The organism is Pseudaeromonas sp. HNCC25DJ180 (assembly GCF_055413345.1).
Window position 1 is genome coordinate 102534 of the sequence record NZ_JBVAYF010000001.1, and the last position, 17626, is coordinate 120159.

The window sequence follows — 17626 nt, forward strand, 5'->3', positions numbered from 1 at the left end:
CTTGATACCTTGAGTATACTGGCCATGCATACAGTATCAAGTTTATTTTACTGTATAAGTTTACACATTCCCTGAAGAGCCGCCAGGATCGCCTGCTGCCGCACCGCACGGCGATCCCCTTCGAAATGAAAACAGTGATAACTCACCACGGCACTCTCGAGATCCACCCCATGCGCCCAGGCCATCCATACCGTGCCCACCGGTTTATCTACCGAGCCACCTAACGGCCCGGCAACACCGCTGATGGCCACACTCAACTGGGCCTGGGAGTGACGCAAGGCTCCCAAGGCCATGGCCTGCACCACAGCTTGGCTTACGGCACCGTGCGCCAGGATCAACGCCGCATCCACCCCCAGCATCTGCTGCTTGGCCTCGTTGGTATAGGTAACGAAGCTACGATCAAACCAGCTCGAACTTCCGGAAATTTCGGTGATGGCGTATGCTACTCCACCTCCGGTACAAGATTCTGCCGTGGTCGCCATCCAGCCTCGCGCCGCGAGTGCCTGCCCCAGGCGCCGGGCCCAGAGTTCAATCTCTGAGGTCATATTCATCCGCTTCTCCCGAGTGAAATCGAATCATTATGCAATCTGCTCTCTTTGACCCGCAACAGCTCTCCCAGCATACCCCCATGATGCAGCAATATCTTGGGCTCAAGGCGCAACACCCGGACGTGCTGCTCTTCTATCGCATGGGGGACTTCTACGAACTCTTCTATGACGATGCACGCAAGGCTTCGCAACTGCTGGATATCTCACTCACCAAGCGCGGGCAGTCGGCTGGCACGCCGATTCCCATGGCGGGAGTGCCCTACCATGCGGTAGAGGGGTATCTGGCCAAGCTGGTGCAGATGGGGGAGTCGGCGGCCATCTGCGAGCAGATCGGCGATCCGGCCCTGAGCAAAGGGCCGGTGGAGCGACAGGTGGTGCGGATCGTCACCCCGGGTACCGTCACCGATGAGGCGCTACTCAGCGAGCGACGAGATAACCTGATAGGCGCCGTCTATCATGATGGCGAGCGCTTCGGACTGGCCATGCTGGATATCACCTCCGGACGCTTTAGCATCAATCAGTTTCCAGCCGAGGAGACACTACTGGCCGAGCTGCAGCGTCTGGAGCCAGCCGAGTTACTGCATCCCGAATCGTTTGCCTTCTTGCCCCAACTGGGTCAACGCAAGGGGCTGCGCCGCCGTGCCGAGTGGGAGTTTGAGCTAGGCACAGCCCGCCGCCTGTTATGCCAACAATTTGGTACCCAGGATCTGGTGGGCTTCGGCGTCGAGCAGGCCAAGACGGCACTCTGTGCCGCCGGTTGCCTGATGCAGTATGTGAAGGACACCCAACGCACTGCCCTGCCCCATATCCGCACAATTCGCCTGGAGCAGGCCGAACACATGGTGATCCTGGATGCGGCCACCCGCCGCAATCTGGAGTTGACCCAAAATCTGGCGGGCGGTCTCGACAACACGCTAGCCGAGGTACTGGATGCCACCGCCACCCCCATGGGTAGCCGTCTGCTCAAACGCTGGATCCATCAACCGGTACGAGATCGCCCCCTGCTGCAAGGTCGCCAGCAGGTGATCGCCGAACTCATCGAACTACATATGAGCGAAGAGTTGACTCCCCTGCTGCGGCAGATCGGTGACATGGAGCGGGTTCTGGCACGCCTGGCCCTGCGTTCGGCCCGGCCACGGGATCTCAGCCGCCTACGCACCGCCTTCCAACAGTTACCCACCTTGCAACAGCTACTCGGTCATGCCGGGAGCGAAGCGCTGCAGCGGCTGGCCGAGCGGGCGGCGACCTTTCCCCAACTGTGCGAGCTGCTCGAGTGCGCCGTAGTGGAAGCCCCACCCGTGGTCATTCGCGATGGCGGTGTGATAGCCAGCGGCTATCACCCTGAATTGGATGAGCTGCGCGCCCTGGCCGATGGTGCCACCGAATACCTGCAGCAGTTGGAGTTGAGGGAGCGGGAGCGCACCGGCATCAACACCCTGAAGGTGGATTATAACAAGGTACACGGCTTCTATATCGAGGTCACCCGAGCCAACACTCATCTGGTACCCGCCGAATACGTGCGCCGCCAGACCCTGAAAAACAATGAGCGCTATATCATCCCTGAGCTCAAAGCCTATGAAGACAAGGCGCTGACGGCCCAGAGCCGGGCCTTGGCCTTGGAGAAACAACTCTACGAGCAGTTGCTGGACAAGCTACTGCCGCACCTGGGGGATCTGCAGCAGTCGGCCGCCGCCATCGCCGAGCTGGATGTGCTGGCCAATTTGGCCGAACGGGCCGATACCCTCAACTACTGTCGCCCGCAACTGGTTGATGAGCCCCAGATCCAGATCGAGAATGGCCGTCACCCCGTGGTCGAGCAGGTCCTGACCGACCCGTTTATCGCCAATCCTATCGCCCTGCACGATGGCCGCCGCATGCTCATCATCACGGGGCCGAATATGGGAGGGAAATCCACCTATATGCGTCAGACAGCGCTGATCGTCCTGCTGGCACACATAGGCTCCTATGTCCCAGCCGACAGTGCCCGCATCGGCCCCATAGATCGCATTTTCACCCGGATCGGGGCCTCGGATGACTTGGCCTCTGGACGCTCGACCTTCATGGTGGAGATGACCGAAACTGCCAACATACTGCACAATGCCACGGCCCAGAGCCTGGTTTTGATGGATGAGATAGGGCGCGGCACCAGCACCTATGATGGTCTCTCCCTGGCTTGGGCCTGTGCCGAACAGTTGGCTGGCCCCATCCGCGCCTTCACCCTGTTCGCCACCCACTACTTCGAGCTGACCCAGTTACCGGAGCGACTGCCTGGGCTCGCCAACGTGCATCTGGATGCGGTAGAGCATGGCGACACCATTGCCTTCATGCATGCGGTGCAGGAAGGGGCTGCCAGCCGCTCTTACGGCCTGCAGGTGGCCGCACTGGCCGGGGTACCGCGCAACGTGATCCAGCGAGCTCGCCAGAAGTTGCACGAATTGGAGCAGCAGGGGCCGGCGCAACCCCAGTGCGAGCCACGGCTCTCAAGCCCTGTTGCACCTATCGAATCTGAGGCTATGCAGGCGCTTCGCACCCTGGATCCCGATGCGCTGACGCCACGTCAGGCCCTGGAGGCGCTCTATCGGTTGCAACAACTGCTGTAGCCGACACCTCTTGCCGTAAAAAGGCAGAGCAGAGGCCTTGGGGGTGGCGATTGTGAAAGCGGCAGAGTCGAGTGGTTGCGACAAAATAGCCACAATCACGGCAATGCAAGCGCGCCATAACACCTCGGCAGAGAATGCACAAAGAGAAGGGGAGCCATTATGGCTCCCCTTCTGACATCTTGCTTGCCAAACTAACCGCTATTCACCATTGAACAGAGCATCAATGGAGAGGCCTTGCTGGGTCAGCATGTCACGCAGACGGCGCAATGCCTCCACCTGGATCTGCCTTACCCGCTCCCGAGTCAGGCCTATCTCACGACCCACATCCTCGAGGGTGGCGGGTTCATAACCCAGCAGACCGAAGCGACGAGCCAGCACCTCCCGCTGTTTGGCGTTGAGCTGCTCCAGCCAATGGACCACAGAGGCGCGCATATCATCGTCCTGGGTCTCCAGCTCTGGGCCCATGCCGCGCTCATCGGTGAGTACATCCAGCAAGGCCTTGTCGCCATCGCCGCCGATAGGCGAATCCACAGAGCAGATCTTCTCGTTGAGCTTGAGCATACGGGAAACATCTTCCACCGGCTTATCCAGCGCAGCGGCGATCTCTTCTGCCGTGGGCTCATGATCCAGGCGATGCGCCAATTCACGAGCGGTACGCAGATAAACATTTAACTCTTTGACCACATGGATCGGCAGGCGAATGGTGCGCGTCTGATTCATGATGGCCCGCTCTATGGTCTGGCGGATCCACCAGGTGGCATAGGTAGAGAAGCGGAAACCCCGTTCCGGATCAAATTTTTCCACCGCGCGGATCAGGCCCAGATTGCCCTCTTCTACCAGATCCAGCAGTGCCAGCCCACGGTTGTTATAGCGGCGGGCTATCTTGACCACCAATCGCAGGTTAGATTCGATCATCCGCTTACGGGCGGCGGCATCACCGCGCAGCGCCTTGCGTGCAAAAAAGACCTCTTCTTCTGCCGTCAGCAGTGGGGAGATACCTATCTCCCCCAAATAGAGCTGAGTCGCATCCATGGCAACGCGCACTGATTCCGGGGAGGCAAGTTCGGCTATCGGCTCATCCAGATCCTCTGCCAGCTCTTCCTCGATCAATTCCTCCATGGACTCGAGTTCGTCATCAACCTCGAAAACGTTTTCAGTCTGTATCAGTGCTGTGTCGCTCATAGGTTGTTCTCCCCAACCCTTCAGATTCGTTCTCTACAGGGTTTATCGCTTTGGTAGAAATCGCATCGGGTTGATAGATTGGCCCCGATAACGGATCTCAAAGTGGAGCCGGACATCCTCAGCATCACTGCTTCCCATGTCGGCTATACGCTGACCTGCCTTGACCTCCTGCTGCTCCTGGACGCGCAACACATCGTTGTGCGCGTAAGCAGAGAGGTAGTCTTCATCATGCTTTATTATTATGAGGTTTCCATAACCTCGCAGAGCACTACCGGCATAGACCACCTTGCCTGCGGCAGCAGCTACCACTGCTTGCCCCCGGGTTCCGGCGATATCCAACCCCTTATTGCCCTGTTCGGAGAGTGAAAAACCCTGGACGATTCGGCCTTTGCTTGGCCAGCGCCAGGTTAACAGCTTGTTGTAATTTTGTTCAGCTCGAGTATGAGCGTATGCTTTTCCCGATAGAGCATCAACCTTTTTTACTACACCATAGCCTGGTTTTTGTGCTGGTTCTCGATCCTGATCACGGTTTCCATTAGAGACCTGAGCAGCTACTCTAACCTGGGTTCCCAGGAACAAGAGCTGGCCTGGATGTATGGTGTAGGGTTGTTTTAGTCCATTGAGTCTGATCAGGTTGTTCATGGAGACACCATAGTTACGGGCCAACACGCCTAGGCTATCCCCACGCTTGACCACATAACGGCCCTGACTTGGGCTATCAAGATCCAAACGAATTAGCTGCCCGGTATTGATACCATAAGGTGCCTCAATGCGGTTGTAGCGGGCTAAGGCTCGAAAATCGAGGCCATAGAGCCAGGCGATGGCATACAGGGTGTCGCCGGATTTGACTCGATAGGTCAGAGCATCGGACTTGGTCGTTGCGGCGGCAGGCTTGGTATCACGAGGAGAGTTGCCCATGGCACGAGCGGCCTTGGCAGACTTGCCATTGGCCTCACGAACCGGAGCAGGCTGCGAGGTTGAAGAAGAGCAGGCGCTCAACAGACCGAGCCCCAGCAGTGCCAGAAAAATGGGCCATATCCTAATGCTACGCAACATCATCCCTTGAATACAAAGTAGAGAACCAACGCCAACACTACACAGCTCCAACCAATCACATCGATAAACTGACGCAGTTTGCGCTCCATGCGCGCCCCGCCCCACTTCATCAACGCCGCCACCAGAAAGAAACGCAAGCCTCGGCCAAATAGGGAGATGAGAATAAAGGGCAAGAGTGCCATCTGCAACAAACCAGCCGTCACGGTAAAGACTTTGTAGGGGATAGGGCTGAATGCAGCAAGCAGCACGACCCAGATGCCATATTGCGCAAACCAGGCCTGGGTCGTCGCCAGATGGGCGTCATACTTCATGGCATGGATCAACGGCAACACCACAGGTTCGAACAGCAGATACCCCAACAGGTAACCGACACAGGCGCCTACGACTGAAGTGAGGGTGGTCAACAGCGCCAGACGCCAGGAGCGGCCCGGGTTGGCCAGGCACATGGGAGCCAGCATCACATCGGGTGGAATGGGCCAGAACACAGATTCAGCAAAACTGTTGGCCGCTAAATACCAGGGAGCATGGGGATGCCGGGACCAGCGCATCACCCTGTCATAGAGCCGGGAAAACAACTTCACATCAATTCTCCATGGACCAAGGGGACAAAACGAACGGTTTCCAGCACCTCGGTACGGGTCTGATGCCCTCGCTTCTCAATGAGCAGCAACTCCTGCCGACTCTCTCCCACTGGAATGATGAGACGGCCACCATCACTCAGCTGATTGAGCAGGGCATCGGGTACGATACGAGCCGCGGCGGTGACTATGATAGCGTCAAAAGGGGCCTTTGTCGGCCATCCGGCCCACCCATCCCCGTGCCGGGTCGATACATTGTGCAGATCCAGCCGCTGCAGGCGCCGTCTGGCCTGATATTGCAGGCTCTTGATGCGCTCCACAGTGTAAACATGCTTGACCAGTTGAGCCAGGATGGCGGTCTGGTAGCCAGATCCGGTACCAATCTCCAATACTCGGGTCGGGTTGCCCACCAGCAGTTGCTCTGTCATGCGAGCCACCATATAGGGTTGGGAGATCGTCTGACCGAACCCAATGGGCAAAGCCATGTTCTCCCACGCTTGATGGGCGAAGGCTTCATCGACAAATGCATCCCGTGGCACATTGGCCATGGCCTGCAACACTCGCTCATCATGTATGCCCTGGCTCAGTAACTGGCGCAGCAGGGGGTGGGCAGCACTGTTACGCAAAGGGGCTCACAACTCCTCAATCCAGTCGCGCAAACCCGCCAGATGGCGGTAAGCCGTCATATCGATCTGTAACGGGGTGATGGAAACATAACCCGCCTCAACGGCCGCAAAGTCTGTCCCCTCACCCGAGTCCTGACTCGGCCCTGGTGGACCAATCCAGTAAATGGTTCGGCCTCGGGGATCCTGCTCCACCACCACCTGCTCGGCTGGATGACGGCTACCCAGGCGAGTAACCCGTATGCCCTTTATTTCATCCAGCGGCAGATCCGGCACGTTGACGTTCAGGATCTGATCCGAGGGCAGAGGCGACTCGGCCAACCGCCGCACCAGCAGGGCACCATAGTGGGCAGCCGTCGCAAAGTGCTGCAGCCCCACCAAGGAGATGGCAATCGCTGGCAAACCAAGATGACGCCCTTCGGTGGCCGCTGCCACCGTACCCGAATAGATAACATCATCGCCCAGGTTGGCGCCGTGATTGATGCCCGAAACCACGATATCGGGCGCCGGTTTCAGTAACTCATTCACCGCCAAGTGCACACAATCAGTGGGTGTCCCCTTGATGGCGAAGAAGTCATTGTGCGCGTAAGACTCCAGACGCAGTGGGTTTTCCAGGGTCAAGGAGTGGCTGGCACCGCTATGATTGCGATCCGGCGCCACCACCACCACCTCCCCCAGAGAACGCAGCGCCTCACTTAGCGCCCGGATACCCTCGGCATGCACACCATCATCGTTACTGACCAGAATCTTCATGGCTATCACCCTGCTCAACCGACACCAGTTCACGGATGATACTGGTGGCGTAGCAACCAGCCGGTAGCCAGAAGCTCAGGCTCAAGCCCTCGTCATTCCACTGCCAGGACCACTCCTTAGGCTGCAACAACAGAGCACGACGCTCCTGGTTGAGTCCAGCTGCCTCCAGCCCCTCTTTCCAGCTGGTAAACGCCTCCAGCTTGCTGGTTTCAAACTCCAGGGCATCGGCTTGCGCCCCTGCCCGGCCACGCCCCCACAAGGGTGCCGTCAGTTGCAGATCCCCTTCGCCCAGTCGCTGTTGCAGCGCCTCGCTCACCTCAGGCTCACTGAAAAAGGAGTGGGTTCCGGCCAACATCAGGCAATCCCCCGCCAGCAGGGTATGAGCGAGACCTGCCGCTAACCGTTCACTGGCCAGCTGGTTGAACAGATAGCTGCGAGCCGCGGAGAGGAACAAAGAGCGTTTGTCTCTATCCTTGACACGCTTGCCCTGAAACATGGATTCAGCCGCTTCCAGGTTGTTGCCATTGCGACCAAAGCGCTGCTCGCCAAAATAATTAGGCACACCCTGCACACCGATTGCCTGCAAACGCGCCTCCAGCTCCGGGCTCGAGGTGACATCACGCAGTTGAATGCGAAAGTAGTTGCCCTTGAGGGTACCGGTACGCAACTTGCGCGAATGGCGACTGCGTTTCAAGATCTGGATGGTCTCGCTCTCGATGCTGCTCAGATCCGGTTCATCCTTACCCGGCACATGGATACCGAACCACTGTTCAGTCACCGCGTTCCGATCCTTGAGGCCCCCCCAGGTCACAGCACTGCGCTGCACACCTGCCGCTTTGGCCAGCAGACCCGCCACCCAGGCGGTGTTTTCATTCCGTTTACGCACATAGACCAGGATATGCTCACCGGCGCCATCGGGTTCGAACCCCAAATCCTCGATGACCACAAAATCTTGCGGTTGTTGCTTGAAGCGCGCGCTGCACTGCGGCTTGCCATGCAAATAACTCCACTCGGGCAGGCTCATGCTTTGACCACCAGTACCACTGCTTCCACGGCTATTCCCTCTTTACGCCCAGTGAACCCCAGCTTCTCAGTGGTGGTGGCTTTGACGTTGATTTGTTGAACTGAGGCGTTGAGATCGGTGGCCAGCACCTGCCGCATCGCCTCCACATACGGCGCCATCTTGGGCGCCTGCGCTATGATGGTGACATCCAGATTGCCAAGGCGATAACCGGCCCCCAGGACTTTTGCATAGACATCCCGCAGCAAAATACGGCTGTCGATGCCCTTGAAGGCGTTGTCATTATCGGGAAAGTGGCGACCTATATCCCCGGCGGCGATGGCGCCCAGCAGGGCATCGGAGATGGCGTGTAGTACCACATCCCCATCCGAGTGAGCCAATAACCCCTGCTCATAAGGTACGGGAACGCCGCCCAGCATACAGGGACCTTCACCGCCAAACTTGTGGACATCAAAACCATGCCCAATACGTATCATGTGGCTGCCTCCTGTTGGCTGAGGTAGAGCGCCGCCAGCGCCAGATCCTCTGGGCGCGTCACCTTGATATTATCGGCTCGCCCCTCGACCATCAGGGGCTTGAAACCGGCCAGCTCCATGGCTGACGCCTCGTCGGTGATCGCCGCACCACAGGCCAGCCCCTGCTCCAGGGCCATACGCAGGGGTTGGCTACGGAAAAATTGCGGGGTCAGGGCGTGCCAGAGCTGCTCACGATCGACCGTCTTTTGAATAAATCCCGCCGCATCCGAACGCTTCATGGTATCACGCACCCGGCTACCCAGAATGGCACCATCACAAGCCAGCCCCTGGTGAATGAGCTTGTCCATATCCTGATGAGTGATACAGGGCCTGGCAGCATCATGTACCAGCACCCATTCACTCTCCACCAGCGCCAAGCCGTTGAGCACAGAGGTGGCGCGCTCGACACCACCCACTGTCACCCGCAACCTGGGGTGACTCGCCACCGCCAGCGTGGCAAAGAAAGTGTCGTCGGGCGCAATGGCCACCACCACCCGCTCGATGCGCGGATGGGCGAGTAATCTCTCCAGGGTATGTTCAATGAGAAACTTGCCAGCCAGGGGCAGATACTGTTTGGGGCAACTGGCCCCCATGCGACTGCCCACTCCGGCTGCGGGGACCACAACGGTAAAGGTCAACATATCAATCACTCTTTGGTAGGGTGCTGGGCAGGCTATTGCCCTTACCATCCTTCGGCAAGATGCGATAGAAGGTCTCACCGGACTTGATAAAGCCCAGATCGTTTCGCGCCAGCTCTTCGATGGCCTCCAGACCGCTCTTGAGATCATCTATCTCTTTGTAGAGCATCTGGTTGCGCTCCTTGAGCTGCTGATTATCCGCCTCTTGGCGAACCACACTCTCTGAGGTCTGACGGTACTCCACCAGGCCATTCTTACCAAACCAGAGTTGCTGCTGTAGCAAACCCAGCGCCAGCATGAGTACAAGGGTAAATAGTCGCATCGGTGATCCTCCCGGCGGCATAGTTTCCCATATTACAGCACAAAAGAAAGCCCCGCCTATTGGCGGGGCTTGGTAACACTGCAGAAGCTAGTCAGCGATTAAGCTTGACCCTTAACTTCTTTCAGACCACGGAACGGAGCCTTCTCACCCAGCGCTTCTTCGATACGGATCAGTTGGTTGTACTTGGCAACACGGTCAGAACGGCTCATGGAGCCAGTCTTGATTTGGCCAGCAGCGGTACCAACAGCCAGGTCAGCGATGGTAGCGTCTTCGGTTTCACCGGAACGGTGGGAGATAACGGCAGTGTAACCGGCATCCTTGGCCATCTTGATAGCAGCCAGAGTTTCGGTCAGAGAACCGATCTGGTTGAACTTGATCAGGATGGAGTTGGCGATACCGTTGTCGATACCACGCTTGAGGATCTTGGTGTTGGTTACGAACAGGTCGTCACCCACGATCTGGATCTTCTTACCCAGCTTTTCAGTCTGGTAGGCGAAACCTTCCCAGTCAGATTCGTCCAGACCGTCTTCGATAGAAACGATTGGGAACTTGTTGGTCAGGTCTTCCAGGAAGTCAGAGAAACCGTTAGAGGTGAAGATACGACCTTCGCCCTTCAGGTTGTACTCTTTCTTCTCGGCATCGTAGAACTCGGAAGCAGCACAGTCCATGGCCAGAGTGATGTCGGTGCCCAGCTTGTAACCGGCAGCAGCAACGGCTTCAGCGATAACTTCCAGTGCTTCGGCGTTGGACTTCAGGTTAGGAGCGAAACCACCTTCGTCACCAACGGCAGTGCTGTAGCCCTTGGACTTCAGAACCTTGGCCAGGTTGTGGAATACTTCGGCGCCCATACGAACGGCTTCTTTCAGAGTCTTGGCGCCAACTGGCTGGATCATGAACTCTTGGATGTCGACGTTGTTATCAGCGTGCTCACCACCGTTGATGATGTTCATCATAGGCAGCGGCATGGAGTAAACACCGGCAGTGCCATTCAGTACGGCAATCCAGGCGTACAGCGGCATGTTTTGAGAAGCAGCAGCAGCCTTGGCGTTAGCCAGGGAAACGGCCAGGATAGCGTTGGCGCCGAAGTTGGATTTGTTTTCAGTACCGTCCAGATCGATCATGATTTGGTCGATGGCAGCTTGGTCCTTGCCATCTTTGCCCAGCAGAGCGGCAGCGATTGGGCCGTTAACAGCGCCAATTGCCTTCAGAACGCCCTTGCCCAGGAAACGAGACTTGTCACCGTCACGCAGTTCCAGCGCTTCGCGGGAACCAGTAGAGGCGCCAGACGGAGCTGCAGCCATACCAACGAAACCACCTTCCAGGTGCACTTCGGCTTCTACAGTCGGGTTACCGCGTGAGTCAATGATTTCACGAGCCAGTACTTTAACGATCTTAGCCATTGTATCGATCCTCGATGTTTGAAAAAAAACAACATTAAAGTTGCAAAAAAATGCGGCAGCGAAACTATGCCCACGGCCGCGGATTTTGTCGACTTAATTTAGGTGACGTTTCTGGTATTCACCAGCCGCCCGAATGAAGCCTTCGAACAGAGGGTGGCCATCCCGCGGCGTGGAGGTAAATTCCGGGTGGAATTGTACGGCCACGAACCAGGGGTGGTCTGGAATTTCGATAATTTCCACCAGTTTCTTGTCGGCGGAAAGACCCGTCACCTTGAGGCCAGCCGCTTCCACTTTCGGTAGCAGGGTATTGTTGACCTCATAACGGTGGCGATGACGCTCATAGATGGCCTCGTTGCCATACATGGCGCGCACCTTGGAACCTTCAGCCAGATGGCAGAGCTGGGAGCCCAGACGCATGGTGCCGCCCAGATCCGAGCCTTCGGTACGCTGCTCGACCTTGCCCTCATCGTTGATCCACTCAGTAATGAGGCCGACGATGGGATAGGGAGTATCTTTACGGAATTCGCTGGAGTGCGCGCCTTCCAGACCGGCGACATTGCGGGCGAATTCAATCATGGCCACTTGCATCCCCAGACAGATACCCAGATAGGGGATCTTGTTCTCCCGCGCATAGCGGGCGGCCTGGATCTTGCCTTCGACGCCGCGCTCACCGAAGCCACCGGGCACCAGAATAGCATCCAGACCTTCCAACACCTCGGTGCCACGGGTCTCGACATCCTGGGAGTCGATGTACTTGATGGTAACGGTCAGATGATTCTTCAGACCACCGTGCTTGAGGGCTTCGTTGACTGACTTGTAGGCATCCGGCAGAGAGACATATTTGCCGACCATGCCGATAGTCACTTCACCGCTGGCATTGGCCTGCTGGTAGAGCACCTTTTCCCACTCGGTCAGATCCGCCTCAGGGCAGCTCAGACCAAAGCGATCGACGACCAACTGATCCAGCCCCTGAGCCTTCAACATGGCCGGGATCTTGTAGATGGTATCCACATCCTTGAGCGACACCACGGCGCGCTCCTGGACGTTACAGAAGAGGGCAATCTTGGCGCGCTCGTTGGCCGGAATGGTCCGATCGGAACGGCAGATAAGAATATCCGGCTGGATACCGATGGAGAGCAGTTCCTTGACGGAGTGCTGGGTCGGCTTGGTCTTCACCTCACCGGCCGCGGCCAGATAAGGCACCAGCGTCAGGTGCATGAAGAGCGCGTTATTGCGCCCGATATCCACCGCCAGTTGGCGAATGGCTTCGAGGAATGGCAGGGACTCGATGTCACCGACGGTGCCACCCACTTCCACGATCGCCACTTCCTGGCCTTCGGCACCGGCAATCACCCGCTCTTTGATGGCGTTGGTGATATGAGGAATAACCTGGATGGTGGCACCCAGATAGTCACCACGGCGCTCTTTGCGCAGGACGTCGGCATAGACACGGCCTGTGGTGAAGTTGTTGCGGCGGCTCATCTTGGTACGGATGAAGCGCTCGTAGTGGCCCAGGTCCAGATCCGTCTCGGCCCCGTCATCAGTAACGAAGACTTCACCGTGCTGAATAGGGCTCATGGTGCCCGGATCCACGTTGATATAGGGATCCAGCTTCATGATGGTCACCTTGAGACCGCGGGCTTCTAGAATAGCTGCCAATGAGGCCGCTGCTATGCCCTTGCCCAAGGATGAAACCACCCCGCCTGTCACGAAAATGTATTTAGTCGTCATGCTGAACCTGAAGATGTTTAGGAATTACACGGGTGCGTGTGGAGATGTATCAAGACGGGGTGAAATTATAGCAAAAGCACCGCTCCCTAACAACGGACAAAAATTTAGCAAGCATCCGCATGCCAGGATTTGCGTTACATCAACTTTGTTCCGATTCCTTGACCCGTTGCCACGCTTCTTCCATCTCATCCAGGCTGCACGCTCGCAAATCCCGTCCCTGAGCCAGCAGATCCGACTCCACGGCCCGAAAACGGCGCTCAAACTTGGTATTGGCCTGGCGCAGCACCTGCTCGGGATCTTTCTTCAAATGACGCACCAGATTGACGGTAGCAAACAGCAGATCGCCCAGCTCTTCGGCCACCTTCTGCTCATCCCGCTCCAGCTGCAGCACCTCGTGCATCACCTCATCTATCTCTTCATGCACCTTGGCCACAACCGGCCCCAGAGCATCCCAGTCAAAGCCCACCGCCGCACAGCGCTTCTGGATCTTGTTGGCCCGGTTCAGGGCTGGCAAGGCCAGGGGAATATCATCCAGCACACTCACCGCACTGGCGTCCTTTTGCTGGCGCTCCTTGGCCTTCTCCGCCTCCCAGTTGGCATTCACCGCCGCCGTATCGGCAAAGTTCGCCTCGGCAAAGACATGGGGATGGCGACGGATCAGCTTCTCGCTGACGGTTTCCACCACCTGGGCAAAACCGAACAGCCCCTGCTCGCTGGCCATCTGGCAGTAGAACACCACCTGAAACAGCAGATCGCCCAGTTCCCCCTTCAACGCCTCCAGATCGTGGCGCTCTATGCTGTCGGCTACCTCGTAGGCCTCCTCCAGGGTATAGGGCACTATGCTGGCGAAGGTCTGCTTCTTGTCCCAGGGGCAACCTTGCTCCGGATCCCGCAGACGCGCCATGATGGCCAACAGATCATCGAGTTGATAAGAGGGGTGAGACATGGGCAACTCCACGACTATTCGGGTAAAAAGAGAAGGGGCCTGGGCCCCTTGTTGGTAGTGACTCGATCCAGATCTGGCGCCAAATAGATGAAACTAGAGTCGTTTGGCGCTTTCCACGTCGCTCATCTGGTTGATCTTGGAGAGCATGCGGTTCAGAGCCTCTATGTTATAGATCTCCATATCGATGTCGATATCGGCGGTCTGCATCTTCACATTGGAGCGCGAGCGCATGCCCAGCACGTTGATCTTCTCGTTGGCAATGATGGTGGTGATATCCCGCAGCAGGCCGGATCTGTCGTTGGCGGTGATGCGCACCGTCAGGGTATAGCCGCCCGAGTAACTTTCGCCCCAGACCGCCTCTATCATGCGCTCCGGGTTGCGGCGCATCAGCTCCTTGAGCTGTTCGCAATCCTCTCTGTGTACCGAGATGCCGCGGCCCTGGGTGATGAAGCCCACAATACCGTCACCGGGGATCGGCTGGCAGCAACGGGCGATATGGGTCATCAGATTACCCACCCCCTGCACCACTATGTGGCCCTTGGGCTGATTCTGTATTCGGTTCTGGCTCTTCTGCTCCAGCTGGGCCAACAGCTTCTTCTCCTCCTCTTCCACGCTCGGCTTGTTGAGCTTGGTTTCGAAGAAGTTCATCAACTGGTTGATGCGGATATCACCCGCCCCCAGCCCCGCCAGCAGATCATCGTGCTCATGTACGTTATAGCGGGAGTAGACCTCCCGCAGCATCTGGGCCTGGGTCTCTTTACTGATATGGAAACCGTGGCGCTCGGTCTCCTTCTCCAGCAACTCCTTACCCGCCAGTATGTTCTTGTCCCTGTCCACCTTGCGGAACCAGGAGGCCACTTTGGCGCGAGCACGGCTGGTACGCAGGAAGCCGGTATTGGGGTTCATCCAGTCCCGGCTGGGATTGGGTTCCTTCTGGGTGATGACTTCGATCTGATCCCCGGTCTGCAGGGTATAGGTGAAGGGCACTATGCGGCCATCCACCTTGGCGCCGATGCAGCGGTGGCCCACCATGCTGTGGACCTGATAGGCAAAATCGAGTGGGGTGGCCCCCACCGGCAAGTCGACGACATCGCCCTTGGGGGTGAAGACATAGACCCGATCTTCGAACACCTGGGTGCGCAACTCGTCGACCAGGGAGCCTGACTCGACCATATCCTCCTGCCAAGCCAGCAGCTTGCGCAACCAGGCGATGCGCTCCTCGTAGCCGGAGTCCTTGCCTGAGAGCCCGCCCTCCTTGTACTTCCAGTGGGCGGCAATCCCCAGCTCCGCATCCTGATGCATCTGCTCGGTGCGGATCTGGATCTCCACTGTCTTGCCTTCCGGCCCCAGCACCACGGTATGGATAGACTGATAACCGTTGGGCTTCGGGTTAGCCACGTAATCATCGAACTCACGGGGTATGTGGTGCCACTGGGTATGCACTATCCCCAGCGCCGCATAGCAATCCTGCAGCCGATGGGCAATCACCCGCACCGCGCGCACATCGTAGAGATCGGAGAAGCTGAGCTGCTTCTTCTGCATCTTGCGCCAAATGCTGTAGATGTGTTTCGGGCGGCCATAGACATCGGCCTTGACGCCAGCTAGCTTCAGAGCCTGTTTCAGCTCCTCGACAAAACGGTGGATGTAGCGTTCTCGATCCAGGCGCTTCTCATCCAGCAGCTTGGCGATCTGTTTGTAAGTATCCGGGTGCAAATAACGGAAAGAGAGATCTTCCAATTCCCACTTCAGCTGACCTATCCCCAAACGGTTGGCCAGGGGGGCGTAGATGTTGGTGATCTCCTTGGCCACCAGCACCCGGGTCTCCTCATCCGCATTTTTGACTTCACGCAGGCAGGCGATCCGTTCGGCCAGCTTGATGACCACGGCGCGCACATCCTCCACCATGGCCAACAACATGCGGCGCACGTTGTCAATCTGGGTATCGGAAACCTCACCCGAGTTGAGGCTCTGCAGGAAGCGGATCGCCTCCATGTCGATGACCCCCTCCAGCAGGCGCGCAATAGCGGGGCCGAAGTCCTCCTCGGCCTGCTCTATGGTGAGATGTTTGGCCTCTAGGTGCGGATAGAGAATGGCGGCCCGCAGGGTATCCATGTCCATGTGCAACATGAGCAGTATGCCCACCATCTCGGCACTGCGGCTGGCCAGCCGGACGGCCTCACTCTCGGTTTCCCCCAGGCGATTCTGACAATAGGCGAACACAGAGTGGAGCGTATCCCGCTCCTCGGCCGCGAGGGGCAGAGTATCTGTCCACTCCTGCAGATTGAAGCCAGTTCTCAGGTGTGTATCGCGTACCGCAACCATGGGGTCTAATCCTTATGCTCTTCTTATCTTATCGATCTGCCCGACGCCCTAGGCGCGTCGTTCAAACAACAGTATGGTCTCGACATGGCCGGTATGGGGGAACATGTCAAACAAGCCCCAACGCACCAGGCGATACCCTTCCTTGTGCAGCAGTTGGCAATCACGGGCCGCAGTCACCGGGTTGCAAGAAACATACACAAGACGCCGAGGCGCCAATTTTAACAGATGCGGCATGGAGCCAGCAGCCCCAGGGCGCGCCGGATCCAACACCACCAGGCTGAAGGGCTCCTTGGCCCAAGGCGCATGAATAAAGGGCTCATCCAGATTGCTTTGGAAGAAGCGCACATTCGTCAGCTCATTCCGAGTGGCGTTTTCCCGCGCCCGGTGCACCATCTCCAGCACCCCTTCCACCCCAACCACTTCACCCGCCTGGCGAGCCAGCGGCAGGGTGAAGTTGCCCAGACCACAGAAGAGATCCAGCACCTTGTCCTGGGGCGTCGGCGCCAACCACGCCACCACCTTCTCCACCATCTGCTCATTGATGGTGCGATTGACCTGTAAGAAGTCACCCGGTGTGAACTGGATCTCCACCCCATGCACCCGATAGCTAGGGGCTGGCGAGTCAGTCAGCAAGCGAGGGGCGCCGTCACATTGCAAGTAGCAGGCAAGGTCATGCTCAGCCGCGAAGTCACGCAATAGTAGCAGATCATCCTCAGCCGGCTGCCCATTATGCCGCAGCAACATCAGAGGACCATTGTCCGCCTCACAGAGTTCAATGTGCCCCAGATTGCGGAAGGAGGTCAGCCGGTTGCTGAGCTGGCGCAGAGGCTCAATAAGCGCCGAGAGCGAGGAAACTAACACAGGGCAGGTAGTGACTTCCACCAAGTCATGACTCAGACGGCGACGAAAGCCCACCTGGGCACGACGCCCCTTCTTGTCGTACTTGATGGAGAGGCGGCAGACCCGCCGGTAGTTCTGCTCAGGCGAGAGCATGACAAACTCAGGCTCACCCAACTCGTAACCGGCCAGGCGACTGAAGCTGCGCTGTACGCCGCTGACCTTGGTGCTATGCTGCAGGGCCAGCGGCAGATGCTGGGCGCTACAACCCCCGCACTCCTCATAGTGCGGGCAGAAGGGGAGCTGGCGCTCGGGGGAGGCCACCAGGATCTTCTGCAGCGAGGCAAAGCTGTGCTGCTTCTTCTCTTCTATGATACGGGCCTTGATCCGCTCGCCTGGCATGGCGCCTTCGACGAAGATGGCCTTGCCCTGATGGCGGCCTATGCCCACCCCATGCAAATCCAGACGATCGATATCCAGCTCTATACTACCAAGAGTGGATGATTTAGCTTTGGGTTGGGGCTTGAAAAACTGGGCCATAATGCTTGGTGCCT

The 17626-nt window shown here is 57.8% G+C and carries 16 protein-coding genes; 1 reads left to right on the forward strand and 15 read right to left on the reverse strand.

Annotated elements, in window-relative coordinates:
* Positions 1-47: 47 nt before the first annotated feature.
* Complete coding sequence (locus ACZYTD_RS00465) at positions 48-551, reverse strand: CinA family protein (protein ID WP_463887753.1); 504 nt, start codon at positions 549-551, stop codon at positions 48-50.
* Positions 552-580: 29 nt separating this feature from the next.
* Between ACZYTD_RS00465 and mutS the strand changes: the two genes are divergently transcribed.
* On the forward strand, positions 581-3148 hold the full coding sequence (mutS, locus tag ACZYTD_RS00470; RefSeq protein WP_463887756.1) for a DNA mismatch repair protein MutS: 2568 nt from the start codon (positions 581-583) through the stop codon (positions 3146-3148).
* A 198-nt stretch (positions 3149-3346) separates the two neighbouring features.
* Here mutS and rpoS read toward each other — a convergent pair whose 3' ends face one another.
* The 14 genes from rpoS to rlmD all read right to left on the reverse strand — a co-directional run bounded on the left by rpoS (position 3347) and on the right by rlmD (position 17612).
* Entirely contained in the window at positions 3347-4330 is a 984-nt protein-coding gene (rpoS, locus tag ACZYTD_RS00475; RefSeq protein ID WP_463887759.1) for an RNA polymerase sigma factor RpoS, read from the reverse strand.
* A 42-nt stretch (positions 4331-4372) separates the two neighbouring features.
* On the reverse strand, positions 4373-5389 hold the full coding sequence (locus tag ACZYTD_RS00480; RefSeq protein ID WP_463887761.1) for a peptidoglycan DD-metalloendopeptidase family protein: 1017 nt from the start codon (positions 5387-5389) through the stop codon (positions 4373-4375).
* Positions 5386-5967: a YqaA family protein gene (locus ACZYTD_RS00485; RefSeq protein WP_463887763.1), complete on the reverse strand. Its 582-nt coding sequence runs from the start codon at positions 5965-5967 to the stop codon at positions 5386-5388. Before ACZYTD_RS00485 ends, ACZYTD_RS00480 begins: the two co-directional genes overlap by 4 nt.
* Complete coding sequence (locus ACZYTD_RS00490; protein ID WP_463887765.1) at positions 5964-6590, reverse strand: protein-L-isoaspartate(D-aspartate) O-methyltransferase; 627 nt, start codon at positions 6588-6590, stop codon at positions 5964-5966. The genes ACZYTD_RS00485 and ACZYTD_RS00490 overlap by 4 nt, the downstream gene beginning before the upstream one ends.
* A gap of 6 nt (positions 6591-6596) precedes the next feature.
* Entirely contained in the window at positions 6597-7340 is a 744-nt protein-coding gene (surE, locus tag ACZYTD_RS00495) for a 5'/3'-nucleotidase SurE (protein ID WP_463887768.1), read from the reverse strand.
* The gene (truD, locus tag ACZYTD_RS00500) at positions 7321-8364 is read right to left on the reverse strand and encodes a tRNA pseudouridine(13) synthase TruD (RefSeq protein ID WP_463887770.1); all 1044 of its coding nucleotides are present in this window, start codon (positions 8362-8364) and stop codon (positions 7321-7323) included. The genes surE and truD overlap by 20 nt, the downstream gene beginning before the upstream one ends.
* A complete protein-coding gene (ispF, locus tag ACZYTD_RS00505; protein WP_463887772.1) occupies positions 8361-8837 on the reverse strand; it encodes a 2-C-methyl-D-erythritol 2,4-cyclodiphosphate synthase in 477 nt (158 codons plus the stop codon). Before ispF ends, truD begins: the two co-directional genes overlap by 4 nt.
* On the reverse strand, positions 8834-9517 hold the full coding sequence (gene ispD / locus ACZYTD_RS00510; RefSeq protein WP_463887774.1) for a 2-C-methyl-D-erythritol 4-phosphate cytidylyltransferase: 684 nt from the start codon (positions 9515-9517) through the stop codon (positions 8834-8836). Before ispD ends, ispF begins: the two co-directional genes overlap by 4 nt.
* A 1-nt stretch (position 9518) precedes the next feature.
* Positions 9519-9836, reverse strand: coding sequence for a cell division protein FtsB (gene ftsB / locus ACZYTD_RS00515; RefSeq protein WP_463887776.1), 318 nt, complete (start codon positions 9834-9836; stop codon positions 9519-9521).
* A 98-nt stretch (positions 9837-9934) separates the two neighbouring features.
* Entirely contained in the window at positions 9935-11236 is a 1302-nt protein-coding gene (gene eno / locus ACZYTD_RS00520) for a phosphopyruvate hydratase (RefSeq protein ID WP_463887778.1), read from the reverse strand.
* A gap of 93 nt (positions 11237-11329) precedes the next feature.
* Positions 11330-12967, reverse strand: a complete 1638-nt coding sequence (locus ACZYTD_RS00525) for a CTP synthase (RefSeq protein WP_463887780.1) — start codon at positions 12965-12967, stop codon at positions 11330-11332.
* Between the two features lie 139 nt (positions 12968-13106).
* Positions 13107-13913: a nucleoside triphosphate pyrophosphohydrolase gene (mazG, locus tag ACZYTD_RS00530; protein WP_463887783.1), complete on the reverse strand. Its 807-nt coding sequence runs from the start codon at positions 13911-13913 to the stop codon at positions 13107-13109.
* 93 nt (positions 13914-14006) lie between these two features.
* Positions 14007-16235 (reverse strand): GTP diphosphokinase, encoded by a 2229-nt coding sequence (gene relA, locus ACZYTD_RS00535; protein ID WP_463887786.1) that lies wholly within the window; start codon positions 16233-16235, stop codon positions 14007-14009.
* 48 nt (positions 16236-16283) lie between these two features.
* Positions 16284-17612, reverse strand: a complete 1329-nt coding sequence (gene rlmD, locus ACZYTD_RS00540) for a 23S rRNA (uracil(1939)-C(5))-methyltransferase RlmD (RefSeq protein WP_463887788.1) — start codon at positions 17610-17612, stop codon at positions 16284-16286.
* Positions 17613-17626 lie beyond the last annotated feature (14 nt).